General features: G+C 71.6%; 13 protein-coding genes. 4 read left to right on the top strand and 9 right to left on the bottom strand.

Going from position 1 to position 15,557, the window contains the following annotated elements; genetic code table 11:
* Positions 1-3: 3 nt before the first annotated feature.
* Both mfd and ACFI33_RS05155 read right to left on the bottom strand, forming a co-directional pair.
* The gene (gene mfd / locus ACFI33_RS05160) at positions 4-3,648 is read right to left on the bottom strand and encodes a transcription-repair coupling factor (protein WP_462623794.1); all 3,645 of its coding nucleotides are present in this window, start codon (positions 3,646-3,648) and stop codon (positions 4-6) included.
* Positions 3,645-4,724 (bottom strand): MauE/DoxX family redox-associated membrane protein, encoded by a 1,080-nt coding sequence (locus ACFI33_RS05155; RefSeq protein ID WP_462623793.1) that lies wholly within the window; start codon positions 4,722-4,724, stop codon positions 3,645-3,647. The genes mfd and ACFI33_RS05155 overlap by 4 nt, the downstream gene beginning before the upstream one ends.
* A 183-nt stretch (positions 4,725-4,907) precedes the next feature.
* Here ACFI33_RS05155 and ACFI33_RS05150 point away from each other — a divergent pair, with 183 nt between their 5' ends.
* Positions 4,908-5,435 (top strand): DUF2505 domain-containing protein, encoded by a 528-nt coding sequence (locus ACFI33_RS05150; protein ID WP_044659725.1) that lies wholly within the window; start codon positions 4,908-4,910, stop codon positions 5,433-5,435.
* Positions 5,436-5,518: 83 nt separating this feature from the next.
* Complete coding sequence (locus ACFI33_RS05145) at positions 5,519-6,094, top strand: arsenate-mycothiol transferase ArsC (RefSeq protein ID WP_462623792.1); 576 nt, start codon at positions 5,519-5,521, stop codon at positions 6,092-6,094.
* A gap of 43 nt (positions 6,095-6,137) precedes the next feature.
* Here ACFI33_RS05145 and pth read toward each other — a convergent pair whose 3' ends face one another.
* The 3 genes from pth to ACFI33_RS05130 form a co-directional block, all read right to left on the bottom strand.
* The gene (gene pth / locus ACFI33_RS05140; protein WP_010079281.1) at positions 6,138-6,713 is read right to left on the bottom strand and encodes an aminoacyl-tRNA hydrolase; all 576 of its coding nucleotides are present in this window, start codon (positions 6,711-6,713) and stop codon (positions 6,138-6,140) included.
* 7 nt (positions 6,714-6,720) lie between these two features.
* A complete protein-coding gene (locus tag ACFI33_RS05135) occupies positions 6,721-7,344 on the bottom strand; it encodes a 50S ribosomal protein L25/general stress protein Ctc (protein ID WP_440315563.1) in 624 nt (207 codons plus the stop codon).
* A gap of 185 nt (positions 7,345-7,529) precedes the next feature.
* The gene (locus ACFI33_RS05130) at positions 7,530-8,840 is read right to left on the bottom strand and encodes an O-antigen ligase family protein (protein WP_440315562.1); all 1,311 of its coding nucleotides are present in this window, start codon (positions 8,838-8,840) and stop codon (positions 7,530-7,532) included.
* Positions 8,841-9,008: 168 nt separating this feature from the next.
* On the opposite strand from ACFI33_RS05130, the gene ACFI33_RS05125 reads away from it, so the two are divergent.
* Entirely contained in the window at positions 9,009-10,415 is a 1,407-nt protein-coding gene (locus tag ACFI33_RS05125; protein ID WP_440315561.1) for a tyrosine-protein kinase domain-containing protein, read from the top strand.
* A gap of 171 nt (positions 10,416-10,586) precedes the next feature.
* On the opposite strand, the gene ACFI33_RS05120 is transcribed toward ACFI33_RS05125, so the two are convergent.
* The 3 genes from ACFI33_RS05120 to rfbB form a co-directional block, all read right to left on the bottom strand.
* Positions 10,587-11,345, bottom strand: a complete 759-nt coding sequence (locus ACFI33_RS05120; protein WP_440315560.1) for a hypothetical protein — start codon at positions 11,343-11,345, stop codon at positions 10,587-10,589.
* 71 nt (positions 11,346-11,416) lie between these two features.
* Complete coding sequence (locus ACFI33_RS05115; protein ID WP_440315559.1) at positions 11,417-12,850, bottom strand: sugar nucleotide-binding protein; 1,434 nt, start codon at positions 12,848-12,850, stop codon at positions 11,417-11,419.
* 13 nt (positions 12,851-12,863) lie between these two features.
* The gene (gene rfbB, locus ACFI33_RS05110) at positions 12,864-13,859 is read right to left on the bottom strand and encodes a dTDP-glucose 4,6-dehydratase (RefSeq protein ID WP_440315558.1); all 996 of its coding nucleotides are present in this window, start codon (positions 13,857-13,859) and stop codon (positions 12,864-12,866) included.
* A gap of 69 nt (positions 13,860-13,928) precedes the next feature.
* Between rfbB and ACFI33_RS05105 the strand changes: the two genes are divergently transcribed.
* Positions 13,929-14,918: a glycosyltransferase family protein gene (locus ACFI33_RS05105; RefSeq protein WP_462623791.1), complete on the top strand. Its 990-nt coding sequence runs from the start codon at positions 13,929-13,931 to the stop codon at positions 14,916-14,918.
* On the opposite strand, the gene ACFI33_RS05100 is transcribed toward ACFI33_RS05105, so the two are convergent.
* A partial coding sequence (locus ACFI33_RS05100; protein ID WP_462623790.1) for an integrase core domain-containing protein occupies positions 14,915-15,557 on the bottom strand: 643 nt, incomplete at its 5' end. The genes ACFI33_RS05105 and ACFI33_RS05100 overlap by 4 nt on opposite strands.

The raw sequence follows: 15,557 nt of genomic DNA, 5'->3' as shown, positions 1-15,557 counted from the left end.
GGCTCAGCCCTCCGGCGCGAAGATCGCGTCGACCACCTGCTGCGCCCACTCGAGCAGCGGGACGTCCACGAGGTCCTGACCCATGACCGGCTTGGTCTTGGGCCGCGGGATGAGGACGCCGTTCAGGGCCGGCTTGACCTGGGCGCCCTTGTACATGCGGGTCAGGCGCATCTGACGGGACTCCGGCAGGTCCGCGGCGGGGCCGAACTTCACGTTCTGGCCCAGCAGCATCACCTCGGTGACGCCCGCGGCCCGCGCCCGGTTGCGGAACCGGGCGACGGCGACGAGCGCCTCCACCGGCTCCGGCAGCGGGCCGTAGCGGTCCTTGAGCTCCTCCACCACGGCGTCCACGGCGGCGTCGTCCGCGGCCTGGGCGAGGTTGCGGTACATCTCCAGGCGCAGCCGCTCCCCCGGCACGTAGTCGTGCGGCAGGTGGGCGTTGACCGGCAGCTCCACCTTCACCTCGGCGGGCGCGGTGTCCTCCTCGCCCTTGAAGTCGGCCACGGCCTCGCCCACCATCCGCAGGTAGAGGTCGAAGCCCACGCCGGCGATGTGGCCGGACTGCTCCCCGCCGAGCAGGTTGCCGGCGCCGCGGATCTCGAGGTCCTTCATGGCCAGCTGCATGCCCGCGCCGAGCTCGTTGTGGGTGGCCACGGCCTTGAGGCGTTCGAGGGCCACCTCGCCGAGGGGCTTCTGCGGGTCGTACAGGAAGTACGCGTACGCCCGCTCGCGGCCACGGCCCACGCGGCCGCGCAGCTGGTGCAGCTGGGAGAGGCCGTAGCGGTGGGCGTCCTCCACGATCAGGGTGTTGGCGTTGGCGATGTCCAGGCCGGTCTCGATGATCGTGGTGGAGACGAGCACGTCGAACTTCCGCTCCCAGAAGTCCACCATGATCTGCTCGAGCCGGGCCTCGCTCATCTTGCCGTGGGCGACGGCGATCCGGGCCTCCGGCACCAGCTCGGCGATGCGCTTGGCCACCTTGTCGATGGTGGTGACGCGGTTGTGCACGTAGAACACCTGGCCCTCACGCATCAGCTCGCGGCGGATGGCCGCGGTGACCTGCTGGTCCGAGTACGGGCCCACCGAGGTGAGCACGGGGTGGCGCTCCTCCGGGGCGGTGGCCAGCGTGGAGGTCTCGCGGATGCCGGTGAGGGACATCTCGAGGGTGCGCGGGATGGGCGTGGCGGACATGGCGAGCACGTCCACGTTGGTGCGCATCTTCTTCAGCGCCTCCTTGTGCTCGACGCCGAAGCGCTGCTCCTCGTCCACGATCACCAGGCCCAGGTCCTTGAACTGCACCTGGTCGGAGAGCAGCCGGTGGGTGCCGATCACCACGTCCACCTCGCCGTGGGCGAGCCCCTCGACGACCTCCTTGGACTCCTTGGCGGTCTGGAACCGGGAGAGCGCGGCCACCTTGACGGGGAAGCCAGCGAACCGGTCGGAGAACGTCTGGTGGTGCTGGCGGGCGAGCAGCGTCGTCGGGACGAGGACGGCCACCTGCTTGCCGTCCTGCACCGCCTTGAACGCGGCGCGCACGGCCACCTCGGTCTTGCCGAAGCCGACGTCACCGGAGACGAGGCGGTCCATGGGGACGGCCGCCTCCATGTCCTTCTTGACGTCCTCGATGGTGGTCAGCTGGTCCGGCGTCTCGATGAACGGGAACGCCTCCTCCAGCTCGCCCTGCCACGGGGTGTCCGGGGCGAACGCGTGGCCGCGCGAGGCCATGCGGGCCGAGTACAGGCGGATGAGCTCGCCGGCGATCTCGCGGGTGGCGCGCTTGGCCTTGGACTTGGTCTGCGCCCAGTCCGAGCCGCCCATCTTGGACAGCGACGGCGTCTCCCCTCCCACGTAGGTGGAGATCAGGTCGAGCTGGTCGGTGGGCACGAACAGCCGGTCGCCGGGGGCACCGCGCTTCGAGGGCGCGTACTCGAGCACGAGGTACTCGCGGTAGGACTCCTCGGCGCCGGGGGCGGTGCGCGGACCGCCGGTGACCTTGCGGCGCTGCAGCTCCACGAAGCGGGCGATGCCGTGCTGGGAGTGCACCACGTGGTCGCCGGGCTGCAGGGTCAGCGGGTCGACGGCGTTGCGCCGCTTCCGGGCCAGCCGTGCCCCGGGGGCGCGCGTGCCAGCGGTGCGGTGCCGGCCGAAGAGGTCGTGCTCCGTGATCAGGGCGATCTGCGCGTCCGGGATCGTGAAGCCGGAGCCGACGGGCGCCGTCGCGATGGAGACCCGCCCCGGGGCGAGGTCCGCGGGCAGGGGCCCGTCCACCACGGAGGCCGTGAGGCCGGCCTCCGTGGTGAGCTCGGCGAGACGTCGGGCGGAGCCGGGGCCGTCGGTGAGGACCACGGCATGCCACCCTTCCGCGAGCCGGACGCGGGTGTGCGCGACCATGGCCTCGATGTCGCCCGAGAAGGTCTGCGGGACGCCGAGGGTGGCGCGCAGGGTGGCGGCGTCGGGCAGCAGCTCGGCGTCCGAGACCAGCGCGGTGACGGACCAGAACCCCTGGTCCTGCTCGAGCGCGGCCGCGCGGAGTTCGGCCACCGTGAGGAAGCCGCCCGCGGCGGACTGGTCCGCCCCGGCCACGTCCACCGGGGCGACCGCGCCCTGCGCGGCGCCGGCCCACGCGGCCTGGAGGAACTCCTCGTTGGTGGCCAGCAGGTCGTCGGCGCGGCCGCGCAGGCGCTCGGGCTCCACGAGGACGGTCAGCGAGCCGGTGGGCAGCATGCGGGGCAGCGACGTCATGGCCTCGGCCAGCAGCGGGGAGAGGGACTCCATGCCCTCCACGGCCACGCCCTCGGCAATCCGGTCCAGCATGTCCGCGGCGGCGGGCATGGCCGGGATCAGCTCCTTCGCGCGCCGGCGCACGTGGTCCGTGATCAGCAGCTCGCGGCACGGGGGTGCGTACAGCTCGGAGGGGTGGCCCGAGCCGTCCTCCGTGGTGTCCTCGAGGGAGCGCTGGTCCGCCACGGAGAACCAGCGCATCTGCTCCACCTCGTCCCCGAAGAACTCGATGCGCACGGGGTAGTCCTCGGTGGGCGGGAACACGTCGATCAGCCCGCCGCGCACGGCGAACTCGCCGCGCCGGCTGACCATGTCCACGCGGGAGTAGGCGGCGTCCGCGAGCGCGGCCACCACGCCGTCGAAGTCCCGCTCCTCCCCCGTCCGCAGGGTCACGGGGCTCAGCTCGCCGAGTCCGGCCACGAGGGGCTGCAGCACGGCGCGCACGGGGGCGACGACGACGCGCAGCGGGCCCTCCGCGTGCTCCTCCGGGTGGGCGAGGCGGCGCAGCACGGCCAGGCGCGCGCCCACGGTGTCCGAGCGCGGGGACAGGCGCTCGTGCGGCAGCGTCTCCCAGGACGGGAACAGCGCGGCCGTGCCGGCCGGGGCCCAGGCGGCCAGGTCGGTCACGAGGTCCTCGGCCTCGCGGGTGGTCGCGGTCACGACGAGGACGGCGGCGCGTTCGCCGTGGCCCTCGGCCAGCGCCTCGGCGAGGACGGTCAGCAGGGGCGCGCGGGCGCCGTCGGGCAGCCCGATCTCCAGCTCGACACCCCGGGCCTCGAGCGGGCGGGACGCGGAGGCGGCGGCCGCCTCGAACGCACGCTCGGCGCGGAGACGGGGCAGCAGCGGGGCAAGGACGGGGGCGGTCATGCGCGGGCCTCCGGGGTGGCGGTGGAGCCGTCCATGGCGGCGGGCAGTTCGGTGGTCATGATCTCCCGGATCTCCTCGAGGAAGGCGAGCACGTCGTCGGCGCCGCCCACCGGGCCGCCGGCGGTCAGCCGGTCCGTGCCGAGCAGCACGGCGGTGGGGAACGAATGCAGGCCGATGGCCTGCGAGGCGGCGCCGGCCGGGTCGGCCAGCACGAGCGACGCGTCGACGGCGCCACTGCGGATCGCCCCGTCGGCGCCGGGGGCGCGCTGGGGCATGAGGACCCGCAGCCGGACCGGCCCGAGTGCGTCCTTGAACTCGTCCAGCCGCTCGATCACCCGCGCGCAGGAGCCGCACCCTGTGGACAGGCGCAGAGCCACCACGGCTCCGTCCTGGACCAGCCGGTGCAGACCGGTGTACTCGCCGTCCGCGACCACGACGGCGTCCGGGAACGGGCGGCGTTCGGGCTCGGCACCGTCGGCCGGGTCGACGGCGGCCTCAGCCTCGGGCGTCGCCGGGGCGGCGTCGGGCGCGGCCGGGGCGGCGTCGGGCGCGGCCGGGACGGACTCGCGCCCGGCCAGGAACGCGGCGGTCGCGAGCAGCACGGACACGAACAGAGCCCACGCCCACGCCCCGGCGCCGAAGGCGGTGAGCGGCTGCCAGGCCAGGCCCGCGCCGTGCACCACCGGCGAGACGATCCCCTCGGCCAGGGCCAGGACGGCGAGGGCCAGGAAGACGACGTTGCGGACCACGGTGGTGCGGGAGATCGGGGCGGCCGAGGCCTCGCCGAAGCAGCCGCACGAGACGCCGTCGTCCTGGGCCCGGACCACGAGCGCGAGGAAGGCGGCGAAGAGGGCCACGGCCACCAGGCCGACGACGGGACGCAGCAGGGTGAAGGGCTGCAGGAGGGCGGCGGCGAGCAGCAGCTCGAGCCAGGGGAACGCGCGCGCCAGGGCGGGGGCCGCGAACGGGCGGGGCACCCTGAGCCGGGTGAACGTGGCCTGCACGTCCTCGCCGGAACGGAGCTTCGCCGTCCCGCTCAGGAGCATGATGAGGGCCACGGCCCAGAGTGCCGACATGGCGGACACACCTTCCAGGGGGTTCACGAGGGGTCGCGCGGCCGGTCCCGGCGCCGTGCACGGGACCCGGGTCGCGGAGGCCAGCATATAAGGTGAGGGATGGACGCCCATCGCCGTCGGCGAACCGGTGCCGGCCTCTCACGGCCCGCCGGGCGCGGCCCGACTTGACCCCGAGGAGACACCGTGGCCTTTTCCGCTCAGCAGTCCATCCCGCACCCGCCGGCGGCCGTGGCAGCCGCCCTGGCGTCCGAGGACTTCCACCGTTCCGTGGTCGAGTCCTTCGGCGGCTCCCTGGTCTCGTTCTCCGTGGAGGGCTCCCCGGAGGGCGCGATGACCGTCACCGCCGTGCGCTCCCTGCCCGCGGACCGTATCCCGGACCGGGTCCCGGACATGGCCCGCAAGCTCATCGGCTCCGCCCTCCAGGTGGAGCAGGTGGAGCGCTGGGACGCGCCCGCCGCGGACGGCTCCCGCGCCGGCACCACCACCATCACCGTTCCCTCCGCCAAGGCGACGGCGGACGGCTCCCTCCGCCTGACCGCCGCCGGTGAGGGCTCCCAGTTCTCCGTGGACGGCACCCTCGTCTGCCGGATCCCGCTGGTGGGCTCGAAGCTCGCGGCGAAGGCCGAGCCGATGGTCGGCAAGGTCGTCAATCGTCAGGCCCGGGCGCTGTCCTCGTGGCTCGAGCGTGACGGCGGAGCCGCGCGCGGTTGATCTCGTTCTCCCGTCGCCCGGCGCTGTCGAGCTCGGCTCCGCCTGCCCGGCGGGGGCGCCGGGCCCTTCCCTCGCCGGACGCCGTGCTCATCGTGTGCACCGGCAACGTGTGCCGCTCGGCCTATGCGAGCCGGGCCCTGCAGGGCCGGCTGACGGCTCTGGCCCCCGGCCGGGTGGAGGTCGGCAGCGCCGGCTCCCAGCCGAACCAGGCCCTGACGGTGCCGCCGCCGCTCGTGCGGCTCGGCGCCGAGGCCGGCGTCACCGGGCTGGAAGGCCACCGTCCCGCCGCGTTGCAGCCGTTCATGGTGGCGGAGGCGGATCTGGTGTTGGCCGCGGCTCAGGAGCACATGCGCTTCGCACTCCAAGAAGTGCCGCAGGCCGTCGCGCGGGTGTTCACCGTGCTGGAACTCGCGGCGCTGGTCCGCGCGATGGACCAGCGGGACGGGCGGGACTGGATCCCCGCGGGCCGAGGAGTGCGTGCGTTCGCGGCGGAGGCGGCCCGCCACCGGGCCCTCGCGCGGTCGACCGCCCAGCCCCTCGACGTCGTGGACCCGTTCCGCGGGCCGGTGGAGGGGTACGCGGAGATGATCCGGATCATGGATCCCGCCCTGGAGACCATCGCGGATGCCCTGGCCCGTGCCGTGACCCCGACCCCCTGAGCGTGGGGCTGCGTCCCCGTCGAGGATGTCGCGGGGCGGGAGGTCAGTGGAACGCCTGCTGGGCGGGCTCGAGCCCGTCCGTGACGAGCTTCTCGACGGCGTCCGCCGCGCGGTCCACGTGCAGCGGCAGGACGTCCTGCTCGGGCTTGGTGAAGGGGCGCAGCACGAAGTCGGCCACGTCCATGCGGCCCGGGGGTCGGCCGATGCCGACGCGCACGCGGGCGTAGTCCTTCGTGCCGAGCGAGGCGGTGATGGACTTCAGGCCGTTGTGGCCGCCCTCTCCCCCGCCGCGCTTGAGACGCAGGGTGTCGAACGGGATGTCCAGCTCGTCATGGACCACCACGAGGTCCTCGGGGCCGATCCCGTAGAAGGACGCCAGCGCGGAGACGGGGCGTCCAGAGACGTTCATGTAGCCGGTGGACTTCGCGAGCACGACGCGCGGTCCCCCGATGCCGAGGCGACCCGTGGCCACCACGGCGCCGGCCCGGTGGCGGGTGAACCCGACCCCCATGCGGGAGGCGAGCTCATCCGCCACCATCTGGCCGACGTTGTGACGGGTGCGCTCGTACTCGGGCCCGGGATTGCCGAGCCCGACGATGAGCGTGGTCCCCGTCGTCATGGCGTGATCAGTCCTCGGAGCCCTCGGACTCGCCCTCGGCGGACTCGGCGGCCTGCTCCTCCTGCACGGACTCGTCGCCGAGGTCCTGCTCGACGACCTCCGAGACGGTGGCGATGACGATGTCGTCCTCGAGCTGCAGGGTGGTGCCGGCGGGGACCTGCACGTCCGTGGCGTACACGTGGTCGCCGGCCTCGCGGCCCTCGATGGAGATGGTGACGGCCTCGGGCAGGTCGGTGGCCTCGGCCTCGACCGGCACGGTGACGTAGTCCAGCACGTACTCGTTGCCGGGGGCGACCTCGCCCTCGACATGCACGGTGACCTCGACGATGACCTTCTCGCCGCGGCGGACCTCGATGAGGTCCAGGTGCTCCACGGTGTCCTTGATGGCGTGGCGCTGGATGTCCTTGGGCAGGACCAGGTGCTCCTCGCCGGCCTCGTTCACGACGGTGAGCAGGGCGTTGGGGTTGCGGACGGCCAGGGTGGTCTCCTGGGCCGGCAGCAGCAGGTGCACGGGCTCCTGGCCGTGGCCGTAGACGACGGCGGGGATCAGGCCGGCGCGGCGGGCCTGGCGGGCGGCACCCTTGCCGAAGTCGGTGCGGCGGGTGACCTTGATCTTGAGCTGGTCAGACATGATGCGTCCTCCTGTGGGGGTCTCGGCCGCGCAGCCGGGGGCGGCGCGGGATGCGGCCAGGAGGGGGCTTCAGTGCCGCAGCGGGTCAGCACGCTGACGCGCGGCGGCGGCCTCGTCGATCACGGAGCGCGCGCTCCCTCGCCTGGGCAACCTGGACAGGATAGCACCGGTGATGCTCGTCGCGCTCAGCGGCCCGCTCGCCGGGACCGCTCGATGATGCGGTCCAGCTTGCGGCGGTGGGCCCGGTCCTTCGCGGGCGCGCCCTGGGATTCCTCATTCTCCTGGGCACTCAGCAGCAGACCGCAGCCGAGGACGACGGCACCGAAGATCGTGATGAACACCTCACCCAGCTGGAGGGAGGTCACCAGGATGATGAGGGCGGCGGCCTCGACGGCCACCCGCGACGGCGATCGGTGCGTCCGGGCGAAGGGCCGCAGGCACAGCCACAGGTAGGCGCCCACCACCACGATCAGGAACGGCCAGCCGCCCTCCACCAGCAGCCCCAGATAGGAGTTGTGGAAGAACATGGTCACGTTGTCCAGCTCCACGAAGGCCGTGGAGAGGCCCTGGCCGAAGAAGGACGTGTCCGCGACCTTCTCCGCGGACGCCTGCTGGATCTCGGCCCGGAACCAGTCCGTGCCCGTGCGGTCTCCGAAGATGCCGAGGTCGGCCAGGTTCTCCTCGGCCCAGCTGACGAACCAACCCATGACGACCCCCAGTGCGATACGCAGGACCCGCCCCAGGTAGGGGCTCACGAGGATCCACACGACGGCGCAGAGCAGACCGGCCATCGAGGTCCGCGAGCCGGTGAGGAACGTCAGGGCGGAGCCGGCGCCCAGCACGAGGAGCTTGGGGCCCATGCGCTGCATGGTGGCCACGAGCAGCACGGGCAGGAGCGCGTAGAAGAGGCCGGAGACGTTCTTGTCCCCCAGGAACCCGGTGAGGTAGCCGCCGTAGGTGTCCGGGGCCAGGCCCGCGTAGAAGAGGGGCACGTTGATCAGTGCGCCGGCCGTCATCCCGTAGAGGACGCCCTTGATGTCGATCCTCTCGCTGGCGATGGCGTAGATCAGCAGGATCAGGAGCGTGATCCTCGTGGCGCGACGCGTGGGGTCGAGGTCGTTGTGCACGGTCACCGCGACGAGATACGCCACCAGGGCCAGTGCGACGAGGGCCAGCACGCCGTAGTGGGACAGGTCCCGGCGGGGCTGCCGGAATGAGGCGAGGAGCAGCAGAAGGATGGCGGAGAACTCCGCGAACGGGATCGGCAGGCCGGGAGCGGTGAACGCGTCCATCACCAGGCCGATGGCCAGCACGGCCTCGAACAGCCGCGGTGAGGCCGGCGTGACCAAGGGGTTCCACGGGGAGCGGGTCCACGCGGCCTGACCGTCCGGGACGAGGCCGAGTGAGGCGTGACGCCTGGCAGGCCGGGCCTCGGGTGGCGCGACGGCCCCCATGGCGCGGGCAGCCGTCCGGTCACGGGGCGTGCTCGGGCGCATGGTGCGGAACCTTTCGTGGACGCCGGGCAATACTCGGCTCAGCGTAGCGCGGTGGCGGGCCTCGTCCTCGGGGCCTCAGAGCGCACGGTGGGTGTTGGTACCGTGGACCTGTGCGTTTCCTGGCCACAACGGCCCGTGCATCCCCGTCCATGACCCCCGAGGTGCCCCGTGACGATCGTCGACTTCTTCCGCCTCCTGCGCGCCAACCTCCTGCTGCTCCTGGCAGCAGCCCTCGTGGGGGGTCTGTTGGGTTGGGGCTACTCCGCACTGCAGCCCCGGATCTACGCATCCGAATCTCAGGGGTTCCTCGCCGCCCGGGCTGCAGATCAGAGCCTCATCACCAGCAACCTGCCCGCCGAGAGCCGGGCTCAGGCCTACGTCGCCCTGATCAACAGCGAGGCCGTGCGTGAACGCGTGGCACAGGACACGGGGCAGGACGGCGACGGCTCGCTCTCCGCGGTGCTCGTCCCCGAGTCCAGCATGATCAAGGTGACCGCCACCTCGACGGATCCCGAGACCGCCGCGCAGCTGGCGAACAGTGCACTGCAGGCGACGGCGGACGTGGCGGCGGACGTGGACAAGAACAGCCCGCTGGAGGTCGTGCCGCTGTCCGACGCCCGCGTGCCCTCTGCCCCCGTGAGCCCTGACACCCGGCGCAACGTCCTCTTGGGCGCGGTGGCCGGACTGGGCGCGGGACTCGCCATCGCCGTGCTCCGCCGCCTCCTGGACGTGAAGGTGCGCAGCCGCGCCGACGTGAAGGAGATCACCGGCGCCGGCGTGATCGGAGCCGTTCCGGAGAACGCGTCCCTGACCCGCACGGGCGAGGAGGCCGTGGACCTCGACCCCCGGGCCGGCGAGGCCATCCGGGCGCTGCGCACCAACCTCAAGTTCGTCTCCGTCGACGAGCCGCCGCGCGTCGTCTCGTTCACGAGCGCGGACCCCTCCGAGGGCAAGTCGACGGTCGCGTCGAACCTGGCCCGCGCCCTGGCCCTGGCCGGCGAACGGGTGCTCGTGGTGGACGCCGACCTGCGGCGGCCCCGGCAGCACGACCTCTTCCAGGTGGCGGGCGACGTGGGCCTGTCCGAGGTGCTGGCGGGTGAGGTGCAGCCGGACGACGCCCTCGCGGCCACCGGCATCCCGAACCTCACGCTGCTCCCCGCCGGCCGGACGCCCCCGAACCCGTCGGAGCTGCTGGGCTCGAAGCGCATGCGGGCCCTCTTGAAGCTGGCGTCGGAGGACTTCTTCGTCATCGTCGACTCCCCTCCCCTGCTGCCCGTCACGGACGGCTCCCTCCTGGCCGCCGCTGTGGACGGGACGGTGCTCGTGGTGCGTCAGGGACGGACCCGCAAGGACCACCTGGAGGCGGCTGTGGAGAATCTCGCCGCAGTGGACGCGCATCTGCTGGGCGTCGTCATGAACGGCGTCGCGCGCTCCCAGCGCGGCGGCGGCTACTCCTATGGCTACGGGTACGAGAGCACGTACCACAAGTCACATGACAAGTACCTGCAGGGAACCGGCACGGCCGGCAAGGGCGGAAAGAAGTCCCGTCGGGCCGCACGCGCGAAGAAGGGCTGACGCCAGTCCCCTCCACGCGCTGGGGCCCCGCACTTTCCGGTGCGGGGCCCCACTGCGTCTGTGCACGCCGGCCAGTGCTGGCGGCGGCCTCGTCGATCACTGAGCGCGCGCTCCCTCGCCTGGGCAACCCCGACAGGACACCACCCGCACGACGGGGGCGGGTGGCCCGGTTCAGCTGCTCAGCTGCTGCAGATCTGCCGTGGCTTCGGCGTCCGGCGTGACCGCCATGCGCCCCTGAGCGCCGGGAACGTAGGGGCCGCTCGGCCCGTTGCGGCGTTCGAAGCTGAGTGTCATCGGCTGCTGCGGCCCGGTGGGCCCGTCCGGGTCCACAGTGATCTCCCGGTACGTCCAGAAGTCCAGGGGCAGGCAACGGTTATTCTCCCACATGGAGAAGTCGACGGCCTTCACATGGAAGGTCTCGAAGTACAGCCGCCCGTCACTACGGACGTCCGCCGGGTCAATGGTGCCGGTGTACGTCCAGGTGTAGGGGGTGTACACGAACCCGTCGGCCTTCGTCTGCGGAGCACCCGTCACGGGGCCTGACCACAGCGAAGAATGCCCCGCGGCCGCCTGCCATCTGATCGGGTTCCGTGTCGCAGTATGAGTGCCGCGCACCCAGTAGACCAGCTTGGCGTCGCTGTAGCTGGCGTCCTTGGAGACGTCGTAGAGGTAGAGCCCCCAGGGCGCGCCATCGGGAGTGGGGCGCGGGTTGGACGGCGCCGAGTTGACTTCGAGATCATAGCGGCAATTGCCCCGATTATGCGGCGAGTTCAGCACCCAGCCGTTGATGCCGGGATCCTTGCGCAGCGAGACGGCGAAGGACGGTGCCGCCGAGACCATGGCGACGGCGGGGACAGACCAGGCCAGACCGGTGGCGACGGCGCGTCGACTTGGGCCTGACGCGGTGGTGGAAGCAGAGTGAGCGTTCATAACGGGGCCTCTCGGGGGGCGATGTATGCCAGATGTATTTTCTCTGAGCAGACGCGATTTCTGCAAGAGTATCAGCGTGTGCCACCCGTCATTTCTGACAGGTGGTCTCGCAGGCGTTCGCGCTGATCCGGGGCGGTGTAGCCGACGGCGGCCAGGGGCCCGAGGTCGAGGGCGCTGTTGGTCGGCCGCGGGGCCACGCCCTCCTTGCCGGCCAGGTACGCGGCGGTGGTCGTGGCGGAGACGCGCGCGGCGTCGTGGCCGGTGTCCTCGAAGACCCACCGGGCGACGTCGTGCCAGGTGACCACGTCACCGCTGTTGGTCATGTGGAACGTGCCCGTGGGCGCGTCCGTGGTGACCAGGTGCAGCAGGGCGTCGGCGAGGTCGTCGGCGAAGGTGAGGCGGCCGTGCTGGTCGGCGACGACGGCCGGGTCGATCCCGCGCTCGGCGAGAGAGGCCATCGTGGCCACGAAGTTCTTCCCCTCCCCGATCACCCAGGAGGTGCGCACGATCCAGTGCCGCGGCACGGTGCGCACCGCGGCCTCACCGGCGGCCTTCGACTGGCCGTAGACACCCAGCGGCGCGGGCGGGTGGTCCACCGGGTGCTCCTGCCCCACGGGGAGGGTGCCGTCGAACACGTAGTCCGTGGAGACGTGCGCCAGGGGGACGCCGGCCTCGGTGCAGCGGCGGGCGAGCTCGGCGACGGCGGTCGCGTTGACGGCCCAGGCCTGGGCCCGGCCCTCGGGCGTCTCGGCGGCGTCCACCTCGGTCATGGCGGACGCGTTGACCACGGCGCGCAGGCCGCGGAAGTGCTCCCGCGGCCACGAGGCCGGATCGGTCATGTCCCACGTGTCCCGGCCGTGGGCCTCGACCGGGATCCCCGCGGCCTCGGCGCGGGCCACGAGGGCGCGGCCGAGCTGGCCGCCGGCACCGAGCACCAGGATCGGGGCGGGCGGCATGGGGGTGACGTCCGCGAGCATCGGGTGGGCGCGGTCCTTGTCCGAGAGCTCGGCGTCCTCGAGCGGGATGGGCCAGGCGATGGCCGCCGTCGGGTCCGCGAGGTTGAGGAACGTGTACTGGCCCTGCGCGTCGGCGGACCAGTGGTCATTCACCAGGTAGGTGTAGGCGGTGTCCGGCTCGAGCGTCTGGTAGGAGTTGCCCACCCCGCGCGGCACGAAGACGGCCTTCTCCGGGCCGAGCTCCACGGTGGCGACGGCGCCGAAGGACGGCCCTTCCCGCAGGTCCACCCAGGCGCCGAAGATCCGGCCGTGGGCGACGGCCACGTACTTGTCCCAGGGTTCGGCGTGGATGCCGCGGGTGGTGCCGACGGCGTCGTTGAAGGAGATGTTGTTCTGCACCGGGGCGAGCGAGGCCAAGCGGGGGTGCTCGGCGGCGAGGGAGCGGATCTTCTCCCGCTGCCAGTTCTCCTTGAACCAGCCGCGGTTGTCCCCGTGGACGTCGAGGTCGAGGACGAGCAGGCCGGGGATGGCGGTCTCGGTGATGCGCATCAGCGGTGCCCCCTCACTGGCCCTGGGCGCGGTAGGTGGCCTCGACGGCGGCCTTGGCCGGACGCCACCAGGCCTCGTTCTCGCGGTACCAGCGGACCGTGTCCGCCAGACCGGCGCGGATGTCCGTGAACTGCGGCTCCCAGCCGAGCTCGGTGCGCAGGGCGGTGTTGTCGATCGCGTAGCGCAGGTCGTGGCCCGGGCGGTCGGCCACGAGGTCGTAGTCGTCCGCGGGGCGGTCGAAGAGCTCGAGGAGGATCTCCACGATCTCCCTGTTGTTCCTCTCCCCGTCCGAGCCGATCAGGTACGTGCGGCCGATCTCGCCGCGCTCGAGGATCCGCAGCACGGCCGAGGAGTGGTCCTCCGTGTGGATCCAATCCCGGACGTTGACGCCCTGGCCGTAGAGGCGGGGGCGGACGCCGTCGATCAGGTTGGTGATCTGGCGCGGGATGAACTTCTCGATGTGCTGGTACGGGCCGTAGTTGTTGGAGCAGTTGCTCAGCGTGGCCTGCACTCCGAAGGAGCGGACCCACGCGCGCACCAGGTGGTCCGAGCCGGCCTTCGAGGCCGAGTACGGGCTGGAGGGGTTGTACGGGGTGGTCTCGGTGAACTTCGCCGGGTCGTCGAGCTCGAGGTCGCCGTAGACCTCGTCCGTGGAGACGTGGTGGAAGCGCTTGCCGTGCTTGCGGGCCGCTTCGAGGAGGACGAAGGTTCCGACGATGTTCGTCTGGATGAACGGGGAGGGATCGTTCAGCGAATTGTCATTGTGGGACTCCGCCGCGTAGTGCACGACGGCGTCCGACTCGGCGACCAAGCGGTCCACCAGGGCCGCGTCGCAGATGTCCCCCACCTCGAGAGTGACGCGACCCTCGGGCAGGCCGGCGAGGTTCTCCCGGTTGCCGGCGTAGGTCAGCTTGTCCAGGACGACGACGTCGTGCCCGGTCTCGCGGACGACGTGGTGGACGAAGTTCGAGCCGATGAACCCGGCGCCGCCGGTGACGAGGAGGTGCATGACCCCGAGTGTAAGCGGGAGCCCGCGGAGCCCTCCCAGCTTGGAAAGCCCCTCCTCTACAGTCCTCGTATGACCTTGCGCATCCTGTTGGCCAACTCGGGCATGAGCTACAACGGCGGCACCCAGGCATGGATACGGCAGATGCAGCGCACCTTGTCCGCGAACCACGAGGTTCACCTTTATTCAGGGGATGGGGAGCATGGCGGTCTCACGCCTTTCGACCCTTCACTCTTCTACGACGTGGCCCTCATCAACCATTGGCCGAGCATGCAGGCATTGAGAAGCGCGGAGATCGGGAAGCGGGTCTTCACCAGCCATGGCGTCCTCCCTTACGAAGAAGTCCCGGTCCTCGGTGCGGATGCCTACGTCGGGGTGTCCGAAGCGGTCACGAGGCGCATTCCGTTCCCTGCAGCCTTGATCCGCAACCCCATCGACTTCGCGCACTTCCGGCCGATGCGGGAACTGAGCTCCACTCCGCAGCGGATCGCCTTCGTCTCGAACCGTCAGGGTCGGGCCCTGCCCGTTTTGAAAGAGGTCTGCACGGTCGAAGGTCTGGAGCTCCGCGTGGTCGGCCGGGAGACTGCCGTCTCCGATCCCCAAGAGGTCTACCAATGGGCGGACGTCGTCGTGGGCATCGCCAGGGTCGCCATGGAGGCGACCGCTGCGGGGAGGAACGTCCTCTGCTTCGACTACCGGGGGTACCACGGGATGGTGACAGAGGAGACGCTCCCGGCCCTGTGGGCGTCCAACTTCGGCGGCCACACTGAGGGCTCCTGGCCCGATGCTTCTCAGATCGCGGCAGATCTTCACGCCGCATACGACCCCCGCCGGAGTCTGCGAGCTGCGATGAAGGCCCAGCATGACCCGCACGGCGTGGCGGAGGCCTACCTCGACCTGGCACGGTCCACTCCCCGACGACGCACCGCAGCAGCGGTCCGACAAGGCCCCCGGCAACTGAGCAGTCCCAAAATCACACGAGCCCTGCAGAAAGCAATGTCCTTCTCGCCACGACCATCAGAACAGGCTGGCCGCCCCGTGCCCGCTCGCCTTGCTCGCTAGGTGTAGGAGGGCATGACGTTGTTGACTCGGGCCGGGGCCAGTGAGGCCGGAGGAGCGTCTCCGCAGGAGGTATGAGGCCGATGGTAGTTGTAGTGGTTCACCCACACCGCCAGGGCCTCACGCCGAGCTTGCTCTGAGGTGTACGGGCGGGCGTAGAGGACCTCGTCCACCATCAGCCGGTTGTACCTCTCCACCTTCCCGTTATGGCGCGGGGTGTAGGGGCGGATCCGGTGGTGCCGGCCCCCGAGCGAGACCACCTTCCGGGTGAAGTCCACGGCCCGGTAGTTGTTGCCGTTGTCCGTGATCACCCTGTCGATCCGGATCCCGTGGGCGGCGAAGAACGCCCGCGCCCGGCAGAAGAACCCGATCGTGGTCACCGCTTTCTCGTCCTCCAACGCCTCGGTGTAGGCCAGGCGGGTGAACCCGTCGATCGCCGAGTGCAGGTAGGTGTAGCCGACCCGTCGGCCAGGCCCGCGCTTGGCTGCTCGCGCGTTCTCGGAGTCCCGGCCGTGAGCACGCCAGCCGCCCCCCTCGGGGATGCGCCCGATCTTCTTCACGTCCAGGTGCACCATGTGCCCCGGCCCTCTCGCGGTGATCTTCTGGGGTCGTTGGCGCAGGTCTTCTCCGGCCGGGGTCAGG

It is taken from the genome of Micrococcus sp. PSi08 (genome assembly GCF_054960655.1).
This window is presented reverse-complemented; position numbering and strand designations above follow the sequence as displayed.